Below are 18,660 nucleotides of genomic sequence, written 5' to 3'. Positions count from 1 at the left end.
GACCGATGTCGTTATCCGATCGCAGTGCTCACAGGTGCTGGAGCAGGGCGTGCAGGGCCGGGTTGTCGTTGGTCCTGCGCCAGGCGAGATACAGCTCCACCGGGGTCGGTTCGGGCAGGTCGAGCGTGCGGAACGTGATGCCGGAGAAGCGCATCTGCGCGGCCGCCTCCGGGACGAAGGCGATGCCCCAGCCGGCGTTGACCATGGCGAGCAGGCTGTGCACCTGGCTGAGGTACTGGGTGAGCCGGGGGGTGATCTGCGCCGTGCGGAAGATGCTGACCAGCAGTTCGTGGAAGTACCGCGCCTCGACCGGCGAGTACATGAGCACGTCCTGCCCGTCGAACTCGCGCATCCGCAGCGGCCCTTCGCCCGCGGCGAGCGGATGGTCCAGCGGCACGGCGGCCAGCAGGCCTTCCTGGATGGCGGGCCGGGTCACGAGGTCCGGGCCGGTAGTGGAGGGCCGGATCATGCCGAGGTCCAGGGAGCCGTCGGCGATGGCTTCGAGCTGGTCACGGGTGACCTTCTCGCGCAGCACGATCTCGGTGCGGGGCATCACGGAGCGGGCGACGTCCAGCAGGGTGCCGAGCGCGGAGTAGGCGCCGGCCGCGGTGTAGCCGACGGCGATGGCCCCGGCCTCGCCGGTGGAGACCTGCTGCGCGGCCAGGGTGGCGGCCTCGGTCTGGCGCAGGATGGTGCGCGCCTCGTTGAGGAAGGTGCGGCCGGCCGGGGTGAGCCGGACCGTGCGGTTGGTGCGGTCGAGGAGCTGCACGCCCAACTCGTGCTCCAACAGCTGGATCTGCCGGCTCAGCGGCGGCTGCGTCATCCGCAGCCGCTCGGCGGCCCTGGTGAAGTGCAGCTCTTCGGCGACGGCCACAAAACTCACGAGCTGGGCGAGCGTGAACAACGATGCCCTCCGGGTATCAGCGCATCCAAAAACAGTGTTTGACGTGGATCAATTGCCGACCTTAGCGTCAAGGTCACCCACGGCGGACCCGCCCCGTCAGCGGCGAGGGCACCCCGCACCTCCCAGCAACACGAAGTGGTGACCATGAAGCACACTGCCGCCCCTGTCGCCGGTCTCCGCGGCGAGGCCACCCTCGACTCGATCGCCTGGATCAAGCTCTCCTCGGTCGCGTTGCCGCTGGCCACGCCGATCAGCGACGCCAAGGTGCTCACCGGCCGGCAGAAGCCGATGACCGAAGTCGCCTTCCTGTTCGTGGAGGTCGAGACCGCGCAGGGGCACACGGGCATCGGCTTCAGCTACTCCAAGCGGGCCGGCGGCCCGGCCCAGTTCGCCCACGCCCGGGAGATCGCCGACGACCTGATCGGCGAGGACCCCAGCGACATCGGGCGGCTGTGGACCAAACTCGTGTGGGCCGGCGCCTCCGTGGGCCGCAGCGGTGTCGCCACCCAGGCGATCGCCGCGTTCGACATCGCCCTGTGGGACCTGAAGGCCAAGCGGGCCGGGCTGCCGCTCGCCAAACTCCTGGGCGCCCACCGCGACTCGGTGCGCTGCTACAACACCTCCGGCGGCTTCCTGCACACCCCCACCGAGCAGGTCCTGGACAACGCCACGGCCTCGCTCGCCCACGGCATCGGCGGCATCAAGATCAAGGTGGGGCACCCGGACGGCCGGCAGGACCTGCGCCGGCTGGCCGCCGTGCGCGAACACATCGGCGACGACGTGCCGTTGATGGTCGACGCGAACCAGCAGTGGGACCGGCCCACCGCCCAGCGGATGGGCCGCGCCCTGGAGGAGTTCGGCCTCGGCTGGATCGAGGAGCCGCTCGACGCGTACGACGCTCAGGGGCACGCGGCGCTCGCGGCCTCGCTGGACACCCCGGTCGCGACCGGCGAGATGCTGGCGTCCGTCGCCGAGCACTACGAGCTCATCCGGCTCGGCGCCGCGGACATCGTGCAGCCCGACGCGCCGCGCATCGGCGGCATCACGCAGTTCCTCAAGCTGGCGGCGCTCGCCGAGCACCACCACCTCCAGCTGGCCCCGCACTTCGCCATGGAGATCCACCTCCACCTGGCCGCCGCTTACCCGATCGAGCCGTGGGTGGAGCACTTCGACTGGCTGGAGCCGCTCTTCGAGGAGCGCCTGACCATCAGCGACGGCCGCATGCACGTCCCGGCCCGGCCCGGCCTCGGCGTCACCCTCACCGAGCAGGCCCGCGCCTGGACCCGGGCCACGCACGAGGCGGGCCGGCGCGCCTGACGCGCCCGCCACCGCGCCCCGGCCCCGACGGTCGGTCGGGGCCGGGGCCGCGACGGTCAGTCGGCCGTGGCCTCCGTCTTCGCCGGACCGCGCGCCGGGGCGACCGCCCGCGCCGCGGAGTGCAGCGACTTCAGCGCGACCAGCAGGATCCCGATGTCGTCCAGGTAGATCGGGTCGGGCAGCAGGTCGACCGGGGAGACCGTGTAGATCACGGCGACCCAGAACAGCGCCTTGCTCCGCAGCGGGATGCCCGCGTCGACGAGCAGCTTGCGCGCCTGGAAGACGCGTACGAGGAGGTATCCGGCGGCCACCAGCATGACGACGGCCGCCACCGCCGCAAGGACGAACCAGGTCCGCTCATCCATCAGTCGTCACCTCTGTCCCCCTGTCCGCCAGTCCGCCTTGCCGGGTCCCGGTTCGGGCACCCGCGCTCACGGCAGGATGGAGTCCACGTACCCGCCGTCGACCCGCACCGCACCTCCCGTGGTCGCGGAAGCCTGGTCGGAGTTGAGGTAGACGACCATGTTGGCGATCTCCTCCGGCTCGATCAGGCGCTGGAGCAGCGACTGCGGCCGGTGCTCCTTCATGAACGCGCGCTGCGCCTCGTCCCAGGGCAGCTCCCGGTCCACGAGTTCGTAGACGAAATCCTCGACGCCGCCGGTGTGGGTGGGCCCGGCGAGCACCGAGTTCACGGTGACGCCCGTGCCCGCCGCCCGCTTGGCGAAGCCGCGGCTCACCGAGAGCAGGGCCGTCTTGGACATGCCGTAGTGGATCATCTCCGCGGGCACCACGACGGCCGAGTCGCTGGCGATGAACTGGATCCGGCCCCAGCCGCGCTCCATCATGCCCGGCAGGAACTGCCGGGTGAGCCGGACGCCCGCGAGGACGTTCACCTCGAAGTAGCGCCGCCACTCGTCGTCGGTGATCTCCAGCGGTTCGGCGGAGCCGAAGATCCCGAGGTTGTTGACGAGGATGTCCGCCTGCGGGAGCGCCTCGGCCACGCGGCGCGCGCCGTTCTCCGTGGTGACGTCCGCGACGACCGGCACCAGGTCGGCGCCGGGGGCCTGTGCTGACAGCGCCGCGATGCTCTCCTCCACCCGTTCGGCCGAACGCCCGTTGACGCCGACCCGGGCTCCCGCCCGGGCGAGTCCGGTCGCGATCGCCGCGCCGATGCCCTGGGTGGAGCCGGTCACCAGCGCGGTGCGCCCCGTCAGATCGATCCGCATGTTCCGTGTCCTTTCTCGGCAGGGTGCCGACGCTGCCACGCCGGCGGCCGGTCTCCGCGCGCGCCGCACCGCGCGGGGCGCGAGGATGTGGACCGGCCGGGGCGGTCAGGGGGGTGCAACCCGATTTCGAGGAGGTCGACGTCGTGCTCGTCATCGTCGCGATGGCCCTGGGCGGGCTCAGTGTGGTCTGCATCGGCATCACCGCCCGGCAGTGCACGACCGACGAGGTCGCGCCCGGGCCGCCGGTGGTGGCCCTGCTGGCGGCGTTCGCCTCGGTCGCGCTGATGCTGACGGCGACCGCGCAGGGACACTGACCGGCCGGTCCTGACGGGTCCGGGCGCGCCGTCGGAGCCGGTCGTGCCGGTCGTCGTCCGCGCCCGCGTGCACGGCGTCGTCCTCGACCAGGTGTCCGCGTCAGAGCCGGTCGTCGTCCTCGACCACGTGGACGGCGGCCTCCTCGGCCGACGCCGCGCCGCCGTCGATCCCCACGTCCTCGGCCAGCATGTCCTTCTCGGCGTCCTCGTGGGCGCCCTCGTCCGGTGCCAGGAGGCGGCCGGCGCGCTCGTCGCCGACCTCGTCGTCGAGCGGTTCGCCCTCGCCGTCGCGCAGGTCGCCGACGCCGTCGCCCTCCTCCTCGCCCGACTCCAGCACCTCGTACGCGTCGACCACCGGGTCCGGCCGCTCCTCGGCGAGCCGTTCATCCAGGCTCTCGCCCTCGCGCTGCTCCGCCGCGGTGGTGCCGGTGTGCTCGACGCCGAGCGGACGCTCGGGCGGCGACCATCCCTCGTCGTGCGGGTCGACACCGCGGTCGCTCAGGGTGTCCTCCGCCTCCAGCGCGCCCTCGTCGTCGCGCGCCTCCGGCTCACCCGGCTGGTAGACCTCGTCGCCCATGAGCGTCTCGTCGTTGCCGTCGGTCATCCCGCGTCACCTCGTCTCCTTCTCCCCCGTGCGTACACAGCCCCCGCCCCCGTCACGTAACCAGCCTGCGGCAGGTCACGCATGTCGGCTCCTTATCCGTTTCCGTCCCGCGCAATCACGGTCGGCGCGGTGGGCACGCCGTGCGGCACGACGACGATCTGGACGTCGTCCTCGTAGACCACCCGGCCGGGATCGGCGGAGGCAGCCCGCGTCCAGCGGACCCCGTGGGCGTCGAGGATCTCCAGGTAGCCGCCGATGCGCTCGAACAGGTGCGTGGCGGACGGTTTGAACCAGGCCGTGGCGCCCGGGTTGACCGCGGGGTCGTAGACCGCCGGGTCCACGGTGGACGGGTCGGTGTAGGCCCGGTCGTACCAGGCGTTGTTCTCCCGCCGGAACCGCTCCTGCTCCGCGCTGAGCCGTCCGCCGCGCCCGAGGTTGTTCACCAGGCCGAACAGGCCCTTGTAGTGGCCTTGGGCGTCGGGCGTGGCCGATTGGTAGCGCAGGTATTCGATCGACATCCGGCGATCTTTTCACGCGCGCGTCATTGACAGGCTCATGAAGGGGGACGCGCCGCCGATCTCGACGCGGCCGCCGTCGTGGCCCCGCCCGCGCTCGGCCCCGCCGCGCAGCACCGGATCGTGGAGGGTGCCCGGCGCAGGACCGTCTGTCCAGTCGGGTGGGCCGCTTCGGGCACACCCGCGTACCTCTTGGGGTGGCGCTGCCCGCCGAGCCCTTAGGTGATCATGCGGGGGTGGGAGGGCTGACCGTGCGGCGTACGCCGCGTCCCCTACCGGAACGAGGTCGTCGCATGCGCCGCACCGGATTCCTGGCCCTCGCCGCCGTCCCGCTGCTGTTCCCCCTGGCCGCCGCCACCGAGTCGGGCCAGGACCTCACGGTGACCGCCCCGACCGCGGGATCCGAGCACCGCTCGGGCTCCAGTGTCCTCGTGACCTGGCACAACGGCACCGGGCAGGAGGTGGACATGTGGCTGGTGCACGGCGACAAGGTCCGGGTGTCCCAGCTCGCCGCCAAGGTCAGCGCCGCCGCCTCGGGCGAGAAGGCGACGGTGCTGCCCGACGTTCGCGCGGACAAGGGCTACGCCGTCGAGGTCGCCGCCCACGACAGCGGGAAACGCGCCTACAGCCCGGCCTTCACCGTCACCGACGCGAACCAGGGGCCGCCGAGCCGCGACCGGCGGCCCGTGCCGTCACGGCTCCGGCCCTGCCTGACCCTGCCGGGCTGCCCCGAGGCCCGCTGACCGGCCCCGCCCCCGCCGGACCCGGCCCTGTCCCTGTCCATGTCCCTGGCCCTGACCCTGGCCCTGGCCCTGGCGCCGAGCGGCCTCAGGACCCCAGCTCGACGTCGTGCCGGACCGTTCCCGACGAGGTCGCCACGGTGACCAGTTCGGCGCGCGGGGTGTGCCGGGACGCGGAGATCACCAGGGTGTGCGTACCGGTGGGCAGCGCCTCCACGCGGTAGCCGCCCGCGGTGACCTGCGCCTTGGCGAGCCGCTTGCCGCGCGCGCTGATCACCGTGACCCAGGCGGGGCAGCCCTCGGGGTGCGCGCCGCACCGCACGCGGCCCTCGACCCGGGCGGTCCCGGCGGGTGCCGGTGCCCGGCGGGCGGGCTCGTCCCGGGTCACCGGCGCGGGGCGGGTGCGCCGCTGTCCGGGCGCGGCGGGCGCCGTACCGGTGCGGCCCTCGGCCGCGACCGGCAGGCCGGCCTGCTCGGCGTAGGCGGCGAGCGTCTCGTCGAGGGCGTCGAGTTCGCGCAGCGCGGTCCCCAGGCGCCGGGCGCGGGGGCCGGGCGGGGCCGGGGCGAGTTCGGCCTCCAGTTCGCGCACGAGCGGGCTGACCCGGCGCCAGGCCCCGGCCCCCTCCGGTTCGCCGCTCGCGAAGAAGCGGTCCAGCTCCTTGAGGGAGGCGGTCAGGGTGCTGGTGATCAGCCGGGCCCGGTCGGCGAGGCGGGGTGCCAGGTCGACGTCGATGTCCGCGGCCGCGGCCAGGGCGCGGGCGTGTCCCGTCGCCGTGGCGAGGAGGGCGGCCCGGTGCTCGGCGGCGGGCCCGCGCACGCCGACCGGCATCCGCACGAGGGGGCGTACGACGCTCTGCACCTGGATCAGCGCGGCGTCCACGGCGCGGGCCGCGCCGCGCAGCCGTACCGGCTCCTCCGGCCGCGACCAGCGCTGTTCGACCTGCATGACGACCTGGGCAAGCGCGTCGACGTAACCGCGCTCGGCCTCCTTGACGACCGTGCGGCGGGAGAGCGGGAAGATCAGCGCGGCGCAGGCGGTGGCGACGAGGACGCCGATGCCGTTGTCGAGGAGCCGCTCTCCGAGCAGGTGGTTCATGCCGCTGTCGGGGGTGGTCAGGCCGTAGAGCTGGACGAGGGCGATGACGAGCCCGGTCACCCAGCAGGCGTAGGCGCGCTGCATGCCCCACGCGCCGAAGGTGAGTCCGGCGACGATGACGGCGAGCGTCGCGTAGACGTGGTCGCGACCGATGAGGTGCAGGACGACGATGCCGAGCACGGCGCCGATCGCGGTGCCGACCATCCGGTGGCCGAACTTGCGCAGCCGCTCGTGCGTGGTGTTGGTGCCGAACAGCGTGATCATGACGCCGACCAGGCCCCAGTAGAAGCGGCGCGGGTCGATGGCGTCGGCGATGGGGCAGACGATGGCGGCGGCGACGGCGGCGTGCACGGGGACGCGGACGAAGGGGATGACGCGGCGCCAGCCGGACTCGGTGCCCGCGGCGAGGACGCGCCGGGCGGGTCCCGCCGAACCGGGCAGCCGGTTGTTCTCCAGGGCGACGGTCGGCTGGAAGGGCACGTCGGCCGGGCCGGCCGTCGTGGTCCGCCCCAGTGCCAGCCAGTCGTGCAGGGACGCGGCGAGCGAGTCCAGGAGGTGCCCGACGCGGCGGGCGAGCACGGCGGCCTCGACGTCGTCGGCGGGGGCGGCCGGGTCGCGCAGGACCGCCTCGGCGCGCTCCTGGAGGCGGGCGGCGACCGGGCGGAGCCCGTCTGCCTGGCCGAGCGGGGTGTCGCGGGCCAGGACGAGGCCGACGGCGAGGGCCTCGCGCAGCGGCGCCGGGACGGGGCGCCGGGTCAGCTCCGCGGTGGCCTGGCCGATGCCGCGCAGCGCGAGTTCGGCGTCGAAGAGGTGCCGGTGGAGCAGTTCGGCCGTGGCCGGATCGGCGGCCACCTCGGGCTGGGCGAGGCGGCCGTCGATGGTGACGGTGGTGATGTTCAGGCGGCGCAGCGCGCGGTCCATGCGGCGGACGGCGCGCTCCGGGTCGGCGTCGGGGTCGAGCGCGTCGACGGCGGCGTCCGCCACCCTCCTGGCCTCCACGACGAAGGCGCGCTGGGTGCGCAGCAGGTCCTCGCGGGGCATCGGGTAGCAGAGCAGGAGGCGGGTGGCGAGGACCGCGACGGCGGCGACGAGGGCGACGGCGAAGGCCTTGCCGACGAGGGCGGCCGGGATGCCCGCGAGCATGCCGACCATCAGGCCGTTGAAGAGCATCATGCCGGTGATCAGGGCCATCGGCCCGAACCTGGCGAGGAAGAACGTCAGCGCGAGGGCGCTGATCATCAGGATCATCTGCGGGACGCGCTGCCCGTTCAGCGTCGCGCACAGCCAGAGGACGGCGGTGTAGGGGAACGGCATCCACAAGATGGCGCGGGCGAGCCGGTCCCAGGTGTTCTCGGCGACCGCGAAGGCGCTCATCAGGCCCATCATCCCGGCGACCATCATGCCGATCATGGCCGGGATGCTCAGCGCCTCGGCCATCGCGTAGCCGACGGCGAGGGAGGTGACCATGGCGACCAGCGACCGCCAGCCCGCCTGCAGCTGGCCGAGTCCGGGGTCGGCCGCGAGCACCCAGTCCCACCGTCTGCGCGGTCCCGCCACCCGGTGGGGGGCGAGGTCCGCGGCGGTGGCCGGGTGCGGTGCGGCGGTGTCCGGCAGGGTGTCCGGGGTGGTCAACTGGGCTCCGATTCCACGGCGTTCACGAGTACGGCGATGGCGTCCCGGGCGGCCTTGACCGCCCGCTCCGAGTGGTCGATGCCGCCGTCGAGGGCGGTGAGCAGGGCCCCGGCCATCCGCTGGCGGCCGCGTTCGAGCAGGTCGCGCCCGGCGGGCGTGAGCGAGGTGCGCACGGCCCGCCGGTCGTCCGCGCAGCGCTGCCGCTGGACGAGTCCGGCCTCTTCGAGCTTCTGCAGCATGACCGTGACCCGCGGCTGGGCCATGCCGGTCGCGGCGGCGAGCTCGGTGACCCGGCGCGGTCCCGGTTCGAGGGCGTCCAGCAGGGCGACCTGGCTGCGGGTGAGGGCGTAGTCCCCGGCCCGGAACAGGGCCTGGGTCAGCTGTCCGAGCCCGCGCAGCAGGCCACGGGCGGCGCCTTCGATGCGCGCGGCCCCGTCCGCTTCACCGCGGTCGATCGCTCCTGCTCCCTCGGCTCTGATGGACTCCGGGGATAGTTGCATATGGAAATTATATACATGCTGGATACAAATACCTAATCGGGCCGCACGCCCGCGCCGCGCCGCGGGGGCCGCGCCCGCCCCCGGAACGTAGCGTGGCCCGCATGTGCTGGAGCGCGACCGCCGATCTCGTGGCCGGCAGTGCGATCGCCGCGGTGGGGGTCGGCTGCGTGGCGCGCGCCGCCCGCACCCGCCCGCGGACCCTGCCCCTGGCGGCCCTGCCGCTGCTGCTCGGCGCCCACCAGATCGTCGAGGCGGCGATCTGGGACGACGGCGGCGGCCAGGGCCCGGCGGTCGTCGCCTGGGCGGTGATCGCCCTCCCGCTGCTGCCGCTCTGGGTCCCCGCCGGAGTGCTGTGCGTGGCGCCGCGCCGGACCCGTCGGCGGCTCACCCTCCCGCTCGCGTGCGGCCTCGCGACCTCCGTCGCCCTCGCGTACGTGGTGGCGACGAAGCCCGTCACCGCTTCGGTCCGCGGCCACACCATGGCCTACGAGATCGGCCTGCCGCACGCCGGATGGCTGATCGCCGGCTACCTCGTCGCCACGATCGGCTCACTGCTCCTTGCCGGCGAGGCGGGCCTGATCCTGCTCGGCTGCCTGGTGGCGGTCGCCGCCGCCGGCTGCGCGGCACTGTGGCGCTGGGAGTTCATCTCCACCTGGTGCGCCTGTGCGGCGATCTGCTCCGTGGCGCTCTACGCCTGGGTGCGCCGCACCGGGCGCACCCCCGCATCCGACTGAGCGCCGCACCCTCCGCCGCCGGCCACCCTCTTGCTACAGCCATACGTGAGAGTTAGATTATCTAACATAAGCGAGAAGCACTCATGCCGCGTTTCCGCCGCACTGGCGGCCGTCGAAGGGATCACCGTCATGACCAGCACCCAGGCTCCGCACGCCGTCCTCGGCTCGGGCCCCGCCGGGACCGCGCTCGCCGCTGAACTCGCGCGCCGCGGCCACGCCGTACGCCTCGTGGACCGCAAGGGCGAGGGCCCCGCCCCGGCCGGCGTGGAGCGCCTGGCGGCGGACGTCGGCACCGCCGCGGGCGCGCGGGCCGCCGTCGCCGGCGCCGCCGTCGTCCATCACTGCGTCAACGTCGCCTATCCCCTCCAGGTCGCCGTGCTGCCGGGCATCCAGGAAGCCGTCCTGGGGGCGGTGGAGGAGAGCGGGGCGCGCCTCGTCGTGCTCGACACCCTGTACCCGTACGGCGAGACGGGCGGCGCGGTGATGACGGAGGAGTCGCCGTGGCGGGCGACCTCGCGCAAGGGCCGGATGCGGGCCGCTCTCGACGAGAAGTACCTGGCCGCACACCGGGCCGGGCGGGCCCGCGTGGCGCTGGCCCGCCCGGCCGACTTCTTCGGGCCCGGCGTCGTGAACTCGACGCTCGGCGGCGCCGTCTTCCCGGCGGCGCTGACCGGCGGCGAGGTGCCTGCCTTTGGCGACATCGACCTGCCGCACAGCTACACGTACATCGGCGACGTCGCGGCGGGCCTGGCCACGCTCGGCGAACGCCCCGACGGCGACGGCCGCGTCTGGCACCTGCCGACGGCCCCCGCCCGGTCCACCCGCGAGATCCTGGCGATGGTGGCGGCTCGCACCGGGCGGCCGATGCGGCTGACCGCGATCACCGAGCCGCGGGCGTTCGGCCCGTTCGACGAGGAGTTCATGGCCGAGTACGCCGAGATGTTCTACCAGCACACCGAGGCGCAGATCATGGCCTCGGCCGCGTTCGAGGAGCGGTTCGGGGTCCGCCCCACGCCCCTCGCCGAGGCGCTGGACGCCACCCTCGCCTGGTACGGCACGTGGCTCGCCGCCCGGTCCGGTGCCGGGGCGGCTAGGGCGTGTTTTGAAAGTCCCGTCGTCCGCCCGAAGGGCGGGCCCCGCGGCGTCCGGTGCGTGCGATCGCAAGGCGCCGGAGCGTCCTAATAGCGGAGCTATTCGGGCGCTTCGGCAACGCCGCGAGCGTGCGTGCCGGACGCCGCGGGGCAGGCGGGACTTTCAAAACACGCCCTAGCTGAACGTCCGGCGGTACGCCTGCGGGCTGACCCCCGTCGTGCGTTTGAAGCGGTCGCGGAACGCGGTGGGCGAGCCGAACCCGACCTGGGCCGCGATCCGTTCCACCGGATGCGCGGTGGTCTCCAGCAGGTGCTGGGCCTGCCGGATGCGGGCGCGGTGCAGCCACTGCAACGGCGTGGTGCCGGTCTGCTCGCGGAACCGGCGCATGAGCGTGCGGGTGCTGACGCCGGCCCGGGCGGCGATGTCGGCCAGGGCGAGGTCGTGGTCCAGGTGGTCCCGGAGCCAGCCGAGCAGCGGCTCGAAGGAGGCGCCCTGGGGCGTGGGGGCGCACGTGTGGTCGTGGACGATGAACTGCGCCTGGCCGCCCTCCCGTTCGAGCGGCATGACGGAGAGCCGGGCCGTGTCGGCGGCCACCGCTGAGCCGTAGTCGCGGCGGACCATGTGCAGGCACAGGTCGAGGCCCGCGGCGGCCCCCGCCGAGGTGAGGAACTGCCCGTTGTCGACGTACAGGACGTCGGGGTCGACCTCGACCCGCGGATACGCGTCCGCGAGCAGGTCCGCCGCGATCCAGTGGGTGGTCGCGCGCAGCCCGTCCAGGAGACCGGTGGCGGCGAGAGGGAAGGTGCCCGAGCAGACCGAGGCGATCCGCGTGCCCCGTGCGGCCGCCGTACGCAGCGCGTCGCGGACGGCCGACGGCAGCGGCGCGGTGGGCGCCGCCGTGCCCGGGACGACGATCGTGTCCGCCCCTTCGAGCCCTTCGAGACCCCGGTGCGCCCGGATGGTGAACGTGCCCGCGTCGACCTCCGCCCGCTCGGCGCAGACCCGGACCTGGTAGCCCGGCCGACCATCGGGGAGACGGGTGCGGCCGAAGACCTCGATGGGCGTGGACAGGTCGAAGGGGATGACCTGCTCCAGAGCGAGGACGGCAACAGTGTGCATGGCGAGAAGATACCGCGGCGACGGGATACCGCCACGCATGAATGACCTGCCAATGGCTCTCTGACTACCCTGAAGGGCCGGACACCGCGGTCGCCGCGCTGGCAATAATCCGTTGCCCACCGTCCAGAATGCCACTGGGCGGGCGCGGTGTCGCTGGCTAGCGTCGGTGGTGAGCCCGGCACGGAACGGGCCCGTCGCACGCGAAGGAACCCCTCCCATGCACGTCCAGCTCGCCTTCTCTTCCCTGCCCACCTCACAGGTCAGCGGCGGGTGCCGCGCCGAGGGCGCGGGCCACTGACGATGACGAAGCTGCTGCTCACTCTGCACGTCCTGGCCGCCGTCCTGACCGTGGGGCCGGTCGCGGTCGCCGCGAGCATGTTCCCGGCGTACCTGCGCCAGGCCCTCGCCCCTCCCGTCGCCGCGCACCCCGCCCCGGCGGCGGGGACCGCCGCGCCGCCCCCCGAGCCCCCGGTACCGGCCCTGGGCGTACTGCACCGCATCTGCCGGGTCTACGCGCTCGTCGGCGTCGCGGTCCCACTGTTCGGGTTCGCGACGGCGAGCAGCCTCGGGGTCCTCGGCAGCGTCTGGCTGATCGTGTCGATCCTGCTGACCGCCGCTGCCGCCGCCGTCCTGGCCCTCCTCGTCCTGCCCGCCCAGGAGGCGGCGCTCGACGCGGTGCGCGAGCCCGCTCGCGCACCGCTCCCCCGGGCCGCCCGCCAACTCGCCGCCTACACCGGGGTGTTCAACCTCCTCTGGGCGACGGTCACCGTGCTGATGATCATCCGTCCCGGCTCCACCACAAGCGCGTGACGCCCGTCCGGGCCCGGACCCCGGTCCCGAGGTTGAACACCTGAGGAACAGCGGGCGAAGCTCCGCGACCGGACCGGACACCCGGCGGGTCCGGTCCGTACCGTCGGCCCATGGGCTGGCTCGAGATCTCCTTGACCGCCGCGGGTCTGCTGCTCGGTGCCGTCTCCATCGTCACGCCGTTCGTCGCGGACCGGCGCGCGCGGCGCAGCAGACGCATCGGCTTCCGCAAGCAGATGGACATCGCCATAGGGCACAACGGGCAGGTCAGCGCGGACGATCCGCGGCTCGGCCTCTTCAACGACCTGCCCGCGATGCGGGACGCCACCCTCGTCCTGCTGCGGATCGAGAACGACGGATCACGGCACGTCGAGGAGTCCGACTACATCGATCCGTCGACGCAGTACGGGCTGACCGCCGAGTTCCCGGGGCGGCGCATCGAGGCCCAGGACGTCACGCTGCCGGACGAACACGCCAATCTGATGGGCTACTTCGACGACCAGCCCGGGCTGCTCGTCGCCGGCCCGAGCACCCTGCGCATCCCCCGTGTCCCGCTCAAGCCGGGCGCGCACTACAAGATCCTGGTGCTCCTGACGGGCGGCCGGGAGGGTGACCGGGTCACCGTCACCGGCGACCTGAAGGACGGCACGCTCCACGAGAACCACAGCCTCACCCCGGACGAGAAGCCGCCGGTCTTCAGCAAGCACGCCCGGTGGACCACCGTCGTCCTCGGCCTGGCCCTGATCGCCTCCGCGACCCTGCCGCTGGCCCTGCCGCCGCCGCTGCCGCGGGACTGCGAGTCCGGCTCGCTGCGGCTGACCGGCTCCACGGCCTTCGCGCCGGTGATGACCGAACTGGCGCAGAAGTACCGGGACCACTGCGGTGGCGAGCCGGAGATCACGGTCGCCGCGCACGGAAGCCGCACCGGGGTCAGGGAACTCGCCCTGACCGGCGGCGGCCCCGGGCAGGACGCGGCCGTCGTCGCGTTCTCGGACGGGCCGCGCCCGGCGAGCTACAACCGGCTCGCCGAGAGCCGCGTCGCCGTCTCGCTCTTCACCCTCGTCGTGCACGACGACATCCGGCTCACCGACCTGTCCGTGGCCGACGTGCGCCGTCTCTACCGCGGCGAGATCCGCAACTGGTCCCGGATCGGCGGGCCCGACCTGCCGGTGGTCCTCGTCAGCCGCACCTCGGGCTCCGGCACCCGCTCCGCCCTCTCCGCGCGGGTCCTCGGCGGCGCCGACGAACCGCCCGCCTCCTCGGACGACTGCGTCAGCCGCACGGGCCGGGGCACGCCGGTGCTGCGCTGCGAGCTCGACTCGACCGAGCAGGTCCTCGACACGGTCGCCCGCACCCCCGGCGCCGTCGGCTACAGCGAACTGCGGGCGGCCTCACCGCCGGAGGCGCCGCGCGGGCTGCACCGCGTCACCCTCGACGGGCACGCGCCCGACCTGGACCGCCTGGAATCCAGCGGCTACCCGTACCGGGAGATCGAGTACGCCTACACGTACGGCCGGCCGCCCGCCGACTCGCTGGCGTCCAGCTTCCTGGCGTACGCCGTCGACAACGGCACGGGCAAGGGGGTCGTCGCCACGCACGGCCATCTGCCGTGCGGGACGCCGGTGGGTCTGCGGGTGTGCGGGGCGATCGACTGATCCCGGCCGGACCGCGCTACCTGGGGTACCGCACGAAGAGGATGCCGTGGGCGTCGCCGTGCGGTGCGGCGTAGCGGTGCGGGGCGTCGGCGCGCCAGTGGGCGTGAGCGCCCGGACCGGCCGTCTGCGGCGCCTCGGGCAGGCCGACGACCGCGGTGCCGGAGAGCACCATGAGGCTCTCCGTGGTGTGCGGGACGTGCGCGGCCGAGTCCTGGGTGGCACCTCCGGCGATGGTGACGCGGAAGACGTCCGTGGCGGCCTGCGCGTCCTCGTACCGCTCCAGGAGCACCGCGGTGACGGCGGTGCCGGAGACGCCGCCCCCGCCGCCGCGCACGTCGGCGGGCGGATCGTCCAGGACGGCGCTGAGGGGGGTGCCGAGCGCGGTGGTCAGCGCGTAGAGCGTCTCCAGGGTCGGGTTGCGGGAGCCGCCCTCCAGCTCCGAGAGGGTGCCCTTGCCGACGCCCGAGCGGCGGGCCAGCTCCGACAGGGACAGGCCGCGCCGTGCGCGCAGCGCCTTGAGCCTGCGTCCCACCTCGTCGTTGAGGCCCATCACCGTGCTCCCGTCCACGCCCGTCTGCGGCCCGTCCACGCTTGTTGACGGTTCACCGTCGCGGTCCCTAGTGTTCCACATACGGAACGTTCCGTTTATGGAACGCTGCTCGCCACACCGCCCGGAAGAGACCCGCCATGTCCGCTACCTCTGCCTTCGCCCGCCTGCGTGCCCTCGCGCCGCCCTCGGCCGTCGTGGCGGGGCTCCTCGCCGTGACCGTCGGCGTCACGAGTTCGGCCGCCCTGGTCTTCACGGCCGCGCGGGCCGCCGGGGCGGACGCACGGGAGATCTCGTCATGGATGCTCGCCCTGGGCATCGGCCTCGCCGTGACCTGCGCGGGGCTCTCGCTGCGGTTCCGGGCGCCGGTCGTGACCGCCTGGTCGACGCCGGGCGCGGCCCTGCTGGCCACCGGGCTCAGCGGGGTGTCGATGGGACGGGCCGTCGGCGCGTTCGTGTTCAGCGCGGTGCTGATCCTGCTGAGCGGGCTGACCGGCTGGTTCGCGCGCGCCATGGACCGAATCCCCGTGCCGCTCGCGGCGGCGCTCCTCGCCGGGGTGCTGCTGCGGTTCGGCACGGGGCTCTTCGCCGAGATGGACGGCCACTTCGCCCTCGCCTTCCCGATGTTCGTCCTCTACCTGCTGGGGCGCCGGTTCCTTCCCCGGTACGCGGTGCTGCTCGCCCTGGGCGGCGGGGTCGCGGCGTCCGTCCTGACCGGGGGCTGGCACCTGGAGAAGGTGCGGCTCTCCCTGGCACATCCCGTTTTCACCGTCCCGGAGTTCGACTGGAAGGTGCTCGTCAGCGTCGGCGTGCCGCTCTTCGTCGTCACCATGGCCTCTCAGAACCTGCCGGGTGTGGCCGTGCTGCGCGGCTCCGGGTACCAGGTGCCCGTCTCGCCCGTACTGACGTGGACCGGCGCGGTCCAGGCGGTCCTGGCCCCGTTCGGCGCGTTCGGCATCAACCTGGCGGCCATCACCGCGGCGATCTGCACCGGCGAGGAGGCCCACCCGGACCGCGAGCGGCGTTTCCTCGCGGCGGTGTGGGCGGGCTTCTTCTACCTGTGCGTGGGGCTGCTCGGCGCGACCGTGGCCACGCTGCTCGCCGCCATGCCGCACGCGCTGGTGCTGGGGGTCGCCGGCGTCGGCCTGCTCGCCACCATCGAGGCCTCGCTCGCCTCGGCGCTGAGCGATCCGCGTGCCCGTGAGGCGGCGGCCGTCACCTTCCTCGCCACGGCGTCCGGCGTGACGCTGCTCGGCATCGGTTCGGCGTTCTGGGGCCTGCTCGCGGGGGTCCTCACCAGCGCCCTGACGACCGTGGGCCGCCGCCGGACGCCGGTCCCGGCCGCTCCCGAGCCCGCCGCGCGTCCCGTCGGCGATCTGCCCCCGGCCGTACGCTGAGACGCATGTCCCACCCTTCAGTCGCCGCCGCGCGGCACACCGGGCGGCGGGCCGTCGAGGAGCACCGCCGCTCCCCCGCGCTGAGCGAGATCGTGCTCGACGACGGGCGCGCGGTGATGGTCAAGCACGCCGACCCGCCCGCGGCCCTCGCGGCGGGGGCGGCCGGGCTGCGGTGGCTGGCCGCCGCGGGAAGCGTGGCCGTTCCGGCGGTGCACGGACACGACGGCGCGTGGCTGGTCACCGACCGGGTGACCGAAGGGCGGGCGGACGCCGCGGGCGCGGCGCGGTTCGGCCGGGAGCTGGCGGCGCTGCACGACGCGGGCGCCGCCGCGTTCGGCGCGCCACCGCCCGGCGGCCCGGCGGACGCGTTCGTCGGGCTCGCCCCGATGCGCAACGAGCCGGGCGGTGACTGGCCGGCGTGGTACGCCGAGCACCGGGTGCTGCCCTACGTCCGGCTCGCCGTGGACAAGGGCGCCCTGCGCGCCGCCGAGGCCGCCACCCTGGAGCGGCTCGCCGACCGGCTGCCCGCCCTGGCCGGACCGGCCGAGCCGCCGGCCCGGCTCCACGGCGACCTGTGGACCGGCAACGTGCTGTGGGATCGGGACGGCGCCGCGTGGCTGATCGACCCGGCCGCCCACGGCGGCCACCGCGAGACGGACCTCGCGATGCTGCACCTGTTCGGCGCCCCGCACCTGCACCGCATCGTCGACGGCTACCAGGAGGCACGGCCGCTCGCGGACGGCTGGCGCGAGCGCGTCCCGCTGCACCAGCTGTTCCCGCTGCTGGTGCACACGGTGCTCTTCGGCCGCGGCTACGCCGAGCAGGCCCTGACCGCGGCCAGGAGTCAACTGGCGCGGTAGGACTATGAACTGACGGCACGTCAGGTTACTCTCCGGCGCATGACTTCCACGGTGGTCTGGGGCACCGGGAACGTGGGCCGCGCGGCGATCCGAGCCGTCGACGCCCACCCCGGTCTCGAACTCTGCGGCGTGCTCGTGCACGACCCCGCCAAGGACGGCCGCGACGCGGGCGCCCTGGCCGGTCTCGACCACGCCCTCGGTGTCACCGCGACGACGGACGTCGACGCGGTGCTCGCGGCCCGGCCCGGCGCCCTGTTCTACGCCGCCTCCGGCGAACTGCGCCCCGACGAGGCCCTCGCCGACATCTGCCGCGCCCTGCGCGCCGGCGCGGTCGTCGTCAGCCCGGCCCTCTACCCCCTCTACGACCCTCGCGGCGCGCCCGTGGAGTTCACCGGTCCGGTGCGCGCCGCGATCGACGCGGGCGGCGGCAGCCTCTTCTGCTCCGGCGTCGACCCGGGCTGGGCCAACGACGTGCTGCCCCTCCTGGTCAGCGGCCTCGGCACCCGCGTCGACGTCCTGCGCTGCCAGGAGATCTTCGACTACTCGACGTACGACCAGGAGGAGTCGGTCCGCCATCTCGTCGGCATGGGGCACCCCATGGCGTACGAACCCCTGATGCTCGCCGAGTCCGTGCCCACCATGGTGTGGGGCGGGCAGCTGCGGCTCATGGCGCGGGCGCTCGGCGTCGAGCTCGACGAGATCCGCGAGGCGGTGGAGCGCCGCCCGCTGGACACCGACGTGACGACGGCCGCCATGGGGGACTTCGCCGCGGGCACCCAGGGCGCGGTCCGCTTCGAGGTGCGGGGCGTGGTCGACGGCCAGGTGCGGCTCGTCGTCGAGCACGTGACCCGGATCCATCCCTCGTGCGCGCCCGACTGGCCGGTGCCGCCCGGCGGCGGGGCCGGCGCGCACCGCGTCATCGTGGAGGGCCGCCCGCACATCGAGGTCACCGTGCAGGCCACCGACGAGGGCGGCAACCACGCGGCGGGCGGCAACGCGACCGCCGTCGGGCGGCTCGTCGGCGCCGTCGAGTGGCTGCTGACCGCACCGCCCGGGCTCTACGACGCCCTCGACGTGCCCGTGCTCCCCGCCACCGGCCGACTCGGGAGGAAGCAGTCATGAGGATCGACATACCGGACGGCGAGGAGCCGATCCCGTACGTGTGGGGCGAGATGGTGCCCGGGATCGGTCCTGCGGCCGCCCAGTTCTCGATGGCGGTGTACGACCACTCCTCGCTCGGCCTGCGGGAGTTCGAGGCGGCGCGGCTGCGTGTGGCGCAGATCAACGGGTGTCTGTTCTGCCTGGACTGGCGCACCGAGCGGGACGGCGAGAAGGTCGAGGAGTCGTTCGCGGACGCGGTGGAACAGTGGGCCTCCACCGCAGCGTTCGACGAGCGGACCCGGCTGGCCGCCGAGTACGCGGAGCGCTACACCCTCGACCATCACGGGCTCGACGAGGCGTTCTGGGAGCGGATGACCGCCCACTACAGCCAGGCCGAGATCGTGGAGCTGAGCATGGCCATCGGCTCGTGGCTCGCGTTCGGCCGGCTCAACCACGTCCTCGGACTCGACGCGGTGTGCGCCCTGCCCAAGCCCTGAACC

20 protein-coding genes are annotated in these 18,660 nt (G+C 74.0%); 11 read left to right on the top strand and 9 right to left on the bottom strand.

Translation table 11 applies throughout. The features are described from left to right. Positions 1-28 precede the first annotated feature (28 nt). Positions 29-904 carry a LysR substrate-binding domain-containing protein gene (locus ACIBW6_RS03090; RefSeq protein ID WP_399055933.1) on the bottom strand — a complete coding sequence of 292 codons (876 nt, stop codon included), beginning with the start codon at positions 902-904 and terminating at the stop codon, positions 29-31. A gap of 144 nt (positions 905-1,048) precedes the next feature. Here ACIBW6_RS03090 and ACIBW6_RS03085 point away from each other — a divergent pair, with 144 nt between their 5' ends. Continuing rightward, the gene (locus ACIBW6_RS03085; RefSeq protein WP_399055931.1) at positions 1,049-2,221 is read left to right on the top strand and encodes a mandelate racemase/muconate lactonizing enzyme family protein; all 1,173 of its coding nucleotides are present in this window, start codon (positions 1,049-1,051) and stop codon (positions 2,219-2,221) included. Positions 2,222-2,277: 56 nt separating this feature from the next. Here the strand turns inward: ACIBW6_RS03085 and ACIBW6_RS03080 are convergent, their stop codons facing one another. Both ACIBW6_RS03080 and ACIBW6_RS03075 read right to left on the bottom strand, forming a co-directional pair. After that, entirely contained in the window at positions 2,278-2,586 is a 309-nt protein-coding gene (locus ACIBW6_RS03080; protein ID WP_399055929.1) for a YkvA family protein, read from the bottom strand. 66 nt (positions 2,587-2,652) lie between these two features. After that, entirely contained in the window at positions 2,653-3,447 is a 795-nt protein-coding gene (locus ACIBW6_RS03075; RefSeq protein ID WP_399055927.1) for an SDR family NAD(P)-dependent oxidoreductase, read from the bottom strand. A 113-nt stretch (positions 3,448-3,560) separates the two neighbouring features. Here ACIBW6_RS03075 and ACIBW6_RS03070 point away from each other — a divergent pair, with 113 nt between their 5' ends. Then, positions 3,561-3,761, top strand: coding sequence for a hypothetical protein (locus tag ACIBW6_RS03070; protein WP_399055925.1), 201 nt, complete (start codon positions 3,561-3,563; stop codon positions 3,759-3,761). 100 nt (positions 3,762-3,861) lie between these two features. Here the strand turns inward: ACIBW6_RS03070 and ACIBW6_RS03065 are convergent, their stop codons facing one another. After that, positions 3,862-4,365 carry a DUF5709 domain-containing protein gene (locus ACIBW6_RS03065; protein ID WP_399055923.1) on the bottom strand — a complete coding sequence of 168 codons (504 nt, stop codon included), beginning with the start codon at positions 4,363-4,365 and terminating at the stop codon, positions 3,862-3,864. Positions 4,366-4,457: 92 nt separating this feature from the next. Continuing rightward, positions 4,458-4,883, bottom strand: coding sequence for a hypothetical protein (locus tag ACIBW6_RS03060; protein WP_399055921.1), 426 nt, complete (start codon positions 4,881-4,883; stop codon positions 4,458-4,460). A gap of 290 nt (positions 4,884-5,173) precedes the next feature. Between ACIBW6_RS03060 and ACIBW6_RS03055 the strand changes: the two genes are divergently transcribed. Beyond that, positions 5,174-5,623 carry a GPI anchored serine-threonine rich family protein gene (locus ACIBW6_RS03055; protein ID WP_399055919.1) on the top strand — a complete coding sequence of 150 codons (450 nt, stop codon included), beginning with the start codon at positions 5,174-5,176 and terminating at the stop codon, positions 5,621-5,623. Between the two features lie 85 nt (positions 5,624-5,708). Here ACIBW6_RS03055 and ACIBW6_RS03050 read toward each other — a convergent pair whose 3' ends face one another. Further along, a complete protein-coding gene (locus ACIBW6_RS03050) occupies positions 5,709-8,348 on the bottom strand; it encodes an FUSC family protein (protein WP_399055917.1) in 2,640 nt (879 codons plus the stop codon). Beyond that, positions 8,345-8,848 carry a MarR family winged helix-turn-helix transcriptional regulator gene (locus tag ACIBW6_RS03045; RefSeq protein WP_399055915.1) on the bottom strand — a complete coding sequence of 168 codons (504 nt, stop codon included), beginning with the start codon at positions 8,846-8,848 and terminating at the stop codon, positions 8,345-8,347. Before ACIBW6_RS03045 ends, ACIBW6_RS03050 begins: the two co-directional genes overlap by 4 nt. 101 nt (positions 8,849-8,949) lie before the next feature. Between ACIBW6_RS03045 and ACIBW6_RS03040 the strand changes: the two genes are divergently transcribed. Then, on the top strand, positions 8,950-9,582 hold the full coding sequence (locus ACIBW6_RS03040) for a DUF6629 family protein (protein WP_399055912.1): 633 nt from the start codon (positions 8,950-8,952) through the stop codon (positions 9,580-9,582). 129 nt (positions 9,583-9,711) lie between these two features. Beyond that, a complete protein-coding gene (locus tag ACIBW6_RS03035) occupies positions 9,712-10,764 on the top strand; it encodes an NAD-dependent epimerase/dehydratase family protein (protein ID WP_399055910.1) in 1,053 nt (350 codons plus the stop codon). A gap of 84 nt (positions 10,765-10,848) precedes the next feature. On the opposite strand, the gene ACIBW6_RS03030 is transcribed toward ACIBW6_RS03035, so the two are convergent. Further along, positions 10,849-11,793 (bottom strand): GlxA family transcriptional regulator, encoded by a 945-nt coding sequence (locus ACIBW6_RS03030; RefSeq protein WP_399055908.1) that lies wholly within the window; start codon positions 11,791-11,793, stop codon positions 10,849-10,851. A gap of 300 nt (positions 11,794-12,093) precedes the next feature. Between ACIBW6_RS03030 and ACIBW6_RS03025 the strand changes: the two genes are divergently transcribed. Together ACIBW6_RS03025 and ACIBW6_RS03020 are read left to right on the top strand one after the other, a co-directional pair. Then, positions 12,094-12,603, top strand: a complete 510-nt coding sequence (locus tag ACIBW6_RS03025) for a hypothetical protein (RefSeq protein WP_399055906.1) — start codon at positions 12,094-12,096, stop codon at positions 12,601-12,603. Positions 12,604-12,713: 110 nt separating this feature from the next. Beyond that, positions 12,714-14,255 carry a PstS family phosphate ABC transporter substrate-binding protein gene (locus ACIBW6_RS03020; RefSeq protein ID WP_399055904.1) on the top strand — a complete coding sequence of 514 codons (1,542 nt, stop codon included), beginning with the start codon at positions 12,714-12,716 and terminating at the stop codon, positions 14,253-14,255. A 16-nt stretch (positions 14,256-14,271) separates the two neighbouring features. Here the strand turns inward: ACIBW6_RS03020 and ACIBW6_RS03015 are convergent, their stop codons facing one another. Then, on the bottom strand, positions 14,272-14,805 hold the full coding sequence (locus ACIBW6_RS03015; protein ID WP_399056411.1) for a helix-turn-helix domain-containing protein: 534 nt from the start codon (positions 14,803-14,805) through the stop codon (positions 14,272-14,274). 137 nt (positions 14,806-14,942) lie between these two features. Here ACIBW6_RS03015 and ACIBW6_RS03010 point away from each other — a divergent pair, with 137 nt between their 5' ends. Genes ACIBW6_RS03010 through ACIBW6_RS02995 form a run of 4 tightly spaced genes read left to right on the top strand, consistent with a single transcriptional unit; the run spans position 14,943 to position 18,657 of the window. After that, positions 14,943-16,199 carry a benzoate/H(+) symporter BenE family transporter gene (locus ACIBW6_RS03010; RefSeq protein ID WP_399055902.1) on the top strand — a complete coding sequence of 419 codons (1,257 nt, stop codon included), beginning with the start codon at positions 14,943-14,945 and terminating at the stop codon, positions 16,197-16,199. 5 nt (positions 16,200-16,204) lie between these two features. Further along, positions 16,205-17,059, top strand: a complete 855-nt coding sequence (locus ACIBW6_RS03005; RefSeq protein ID WP_399055900.1) for a fructosamine kinase family protein — start codon at positions 16,205-16,207, stop codon at positions 17,057-17,059. A 39-nt stretch (positions 17,060-17,098) separates the two neighbouring features. Next, entirely contained in the window at positions 17,099-18,181 is a 1,083-nt protein-coding gene (locus ACIBW6_RS03000; protein WP_399055898.1) for a dihydrodipicolinate reductase, read from the top strand. Beyond that, complete coding sequence (locus tag ACIBW6_RS02995; RefSeq protein WP_399055896.1) at positions 18,178-18,657, top strand: carboxymuconolactone decarboxylase family protein; 480 nt, start codon at positions 18,178-18,180, stop codon at positions 18,655-18,657. Before ACIBW6_RS03000 ends, ACIBW6_RS02995 begins: the two co-directional genes overlap by 4 nt. Positions 18,658-18,660: the final 3 nt, after the last annotated feature.

It is taken from the genome of Streptomyces sp. NPDC049813, assembly GCF_044465085.1.
GTDB lineage: Bacteria > Actinomycetota > Actinomycetes > Streptomycetales > Streptomycetaceae > Streptomyces.
Note: the sequence above shows the minus strand (reverse complement) of the source record. Positions and strands in the feature narration are given on the sequence as shown.

Excerpts from the sequence above, each read along its gene's own strand:
- ACIBW6_RS03040 (WP_399055912.1), top strand. The coding sequence starts at position 8,950 with ATGTGCTGGAGCGCGACCGCCGATCTCGTGGCCGGCAGTGCGATCGCC.
- ACIBW6_RS03055 (WP_399055919.1), top strand. The coding sequence starts at position 5,174 with ATGCGCCGCACCGGATTCCTGGCCCTCGCCGCCGTCCCGCTGCTGTTC.
- ACIBW6_RS03015 (WP_399056411.1), bottom strand. The coding sequence starts at position 14,805 with ATGGGCCTCAACGACGAGGTGGGACGCAGGCTCAAGGCGCTGCGCGCA.
- ACIBW6_RS03005 (WP_399055900.1), top strand. The coding sequence starts at position 16,205 with ATGTCCCACCCTTCAGTCGCCGCCGCGCGGCACACCGGGCGGCGGGCC.
- ACIBW6_RS03035 (WP_399055910.1), top strand. The coding sequence starts at position 9,712 with ATGACCAGCACCCAGGCTCCGCACGCCGTCCTCGGCTCGGGCCCCGCC.
- ACIBW6_RS03080 (WP_399055929.1), bottom strand. The coding sequence starts at position 2,586 with ATGGATGAGCGGACCTGGTTCGTCCTTGCGGCGGTGGCGGCCGTCGTC.
- ACIBW6_RS03010 (WP_399055902.1), top strand. The coding sequence starts at position 14,943 with ATGTCCGCTACCTCTGCCTTCGCCCGCCTGCGTGCCCTCGCGCCGCCC.
- ACIBW6_RS03085 (WP_399055931.1), top strand. The coding sequence starts at position 1,049 with ATGAAGCACACTGCCGCCCCTGTCGCCGGTCTCCGCGGCGAGGCCACC.
- ACIBW6_RS03020 (WP_399055904.1), top strand. The coding sequence starts at position 12,714 with ATGGGCTGGCTCGAGATCTCCTTGACCGCCGCGGGTCTGCTGCTCGGT.
- ACIBW6_RS03060 (WP_399055921.1), bottom strand. The coding sequence starts at position 4,883 with ATGTCGATCGAATACCTGCGCTACCAATCGGCCACGCCCGACGCCCAA.
- ACIBW6_RS03065 (WP_399055923.1), bottom strand. The coding sequence starts at position 4,365 with ATGACCGACGGCAACGACGAGACGCTCATGGGCGACGAGGTCTACCAG.
- ACIBW6_RS03025 (WP_399055906.1), top strand. The coding sequence starts at position 12,094 with ATGACGAAGCTGCTGCTCACTCTGCACGTCCTGGCCGCCGTCCTGACC.
- ACIBW6_RS03045 (WP_399055915.1), bottom strand. The coding sequence starts at position 8,848 with ATGCAACTATCCCCGGAGTCCATCAGAGCCGAGGGAGCAGGAGCGATC.
- ACIBW6_RS03030 (WP_399055908.1), bottom strand. The coding sequence starts at position 11,793 with ATGCACACTGTTGCCGTCCTCGCTCTGGAGCAGGTCATCCCCTTCGAC.
- ACIBW6_RS02995 (WP_399055896.1), top strand. The coding sequence starts at position 18,178 with ATGAGGATCGACATACCGGACGGCGAGGAGCCGATCCCGTACGTGTGG.
- ACIBW6_RS03075 (WP_399055927.1), bottom strand. The coding sequence starts at position 3,447 with ATGCGGATCGATCTGACGGGGCGCACCGCGCTGGTGACCGGCTCCACC.
- ACIBW6_RS03000 (WP_399055898.1), top strand. The coding sequence starts at position 17,099 with ATGACTTCCACGGTGGTCTGGGGCACCGGGAACGTGGGCCGCGCGGCG.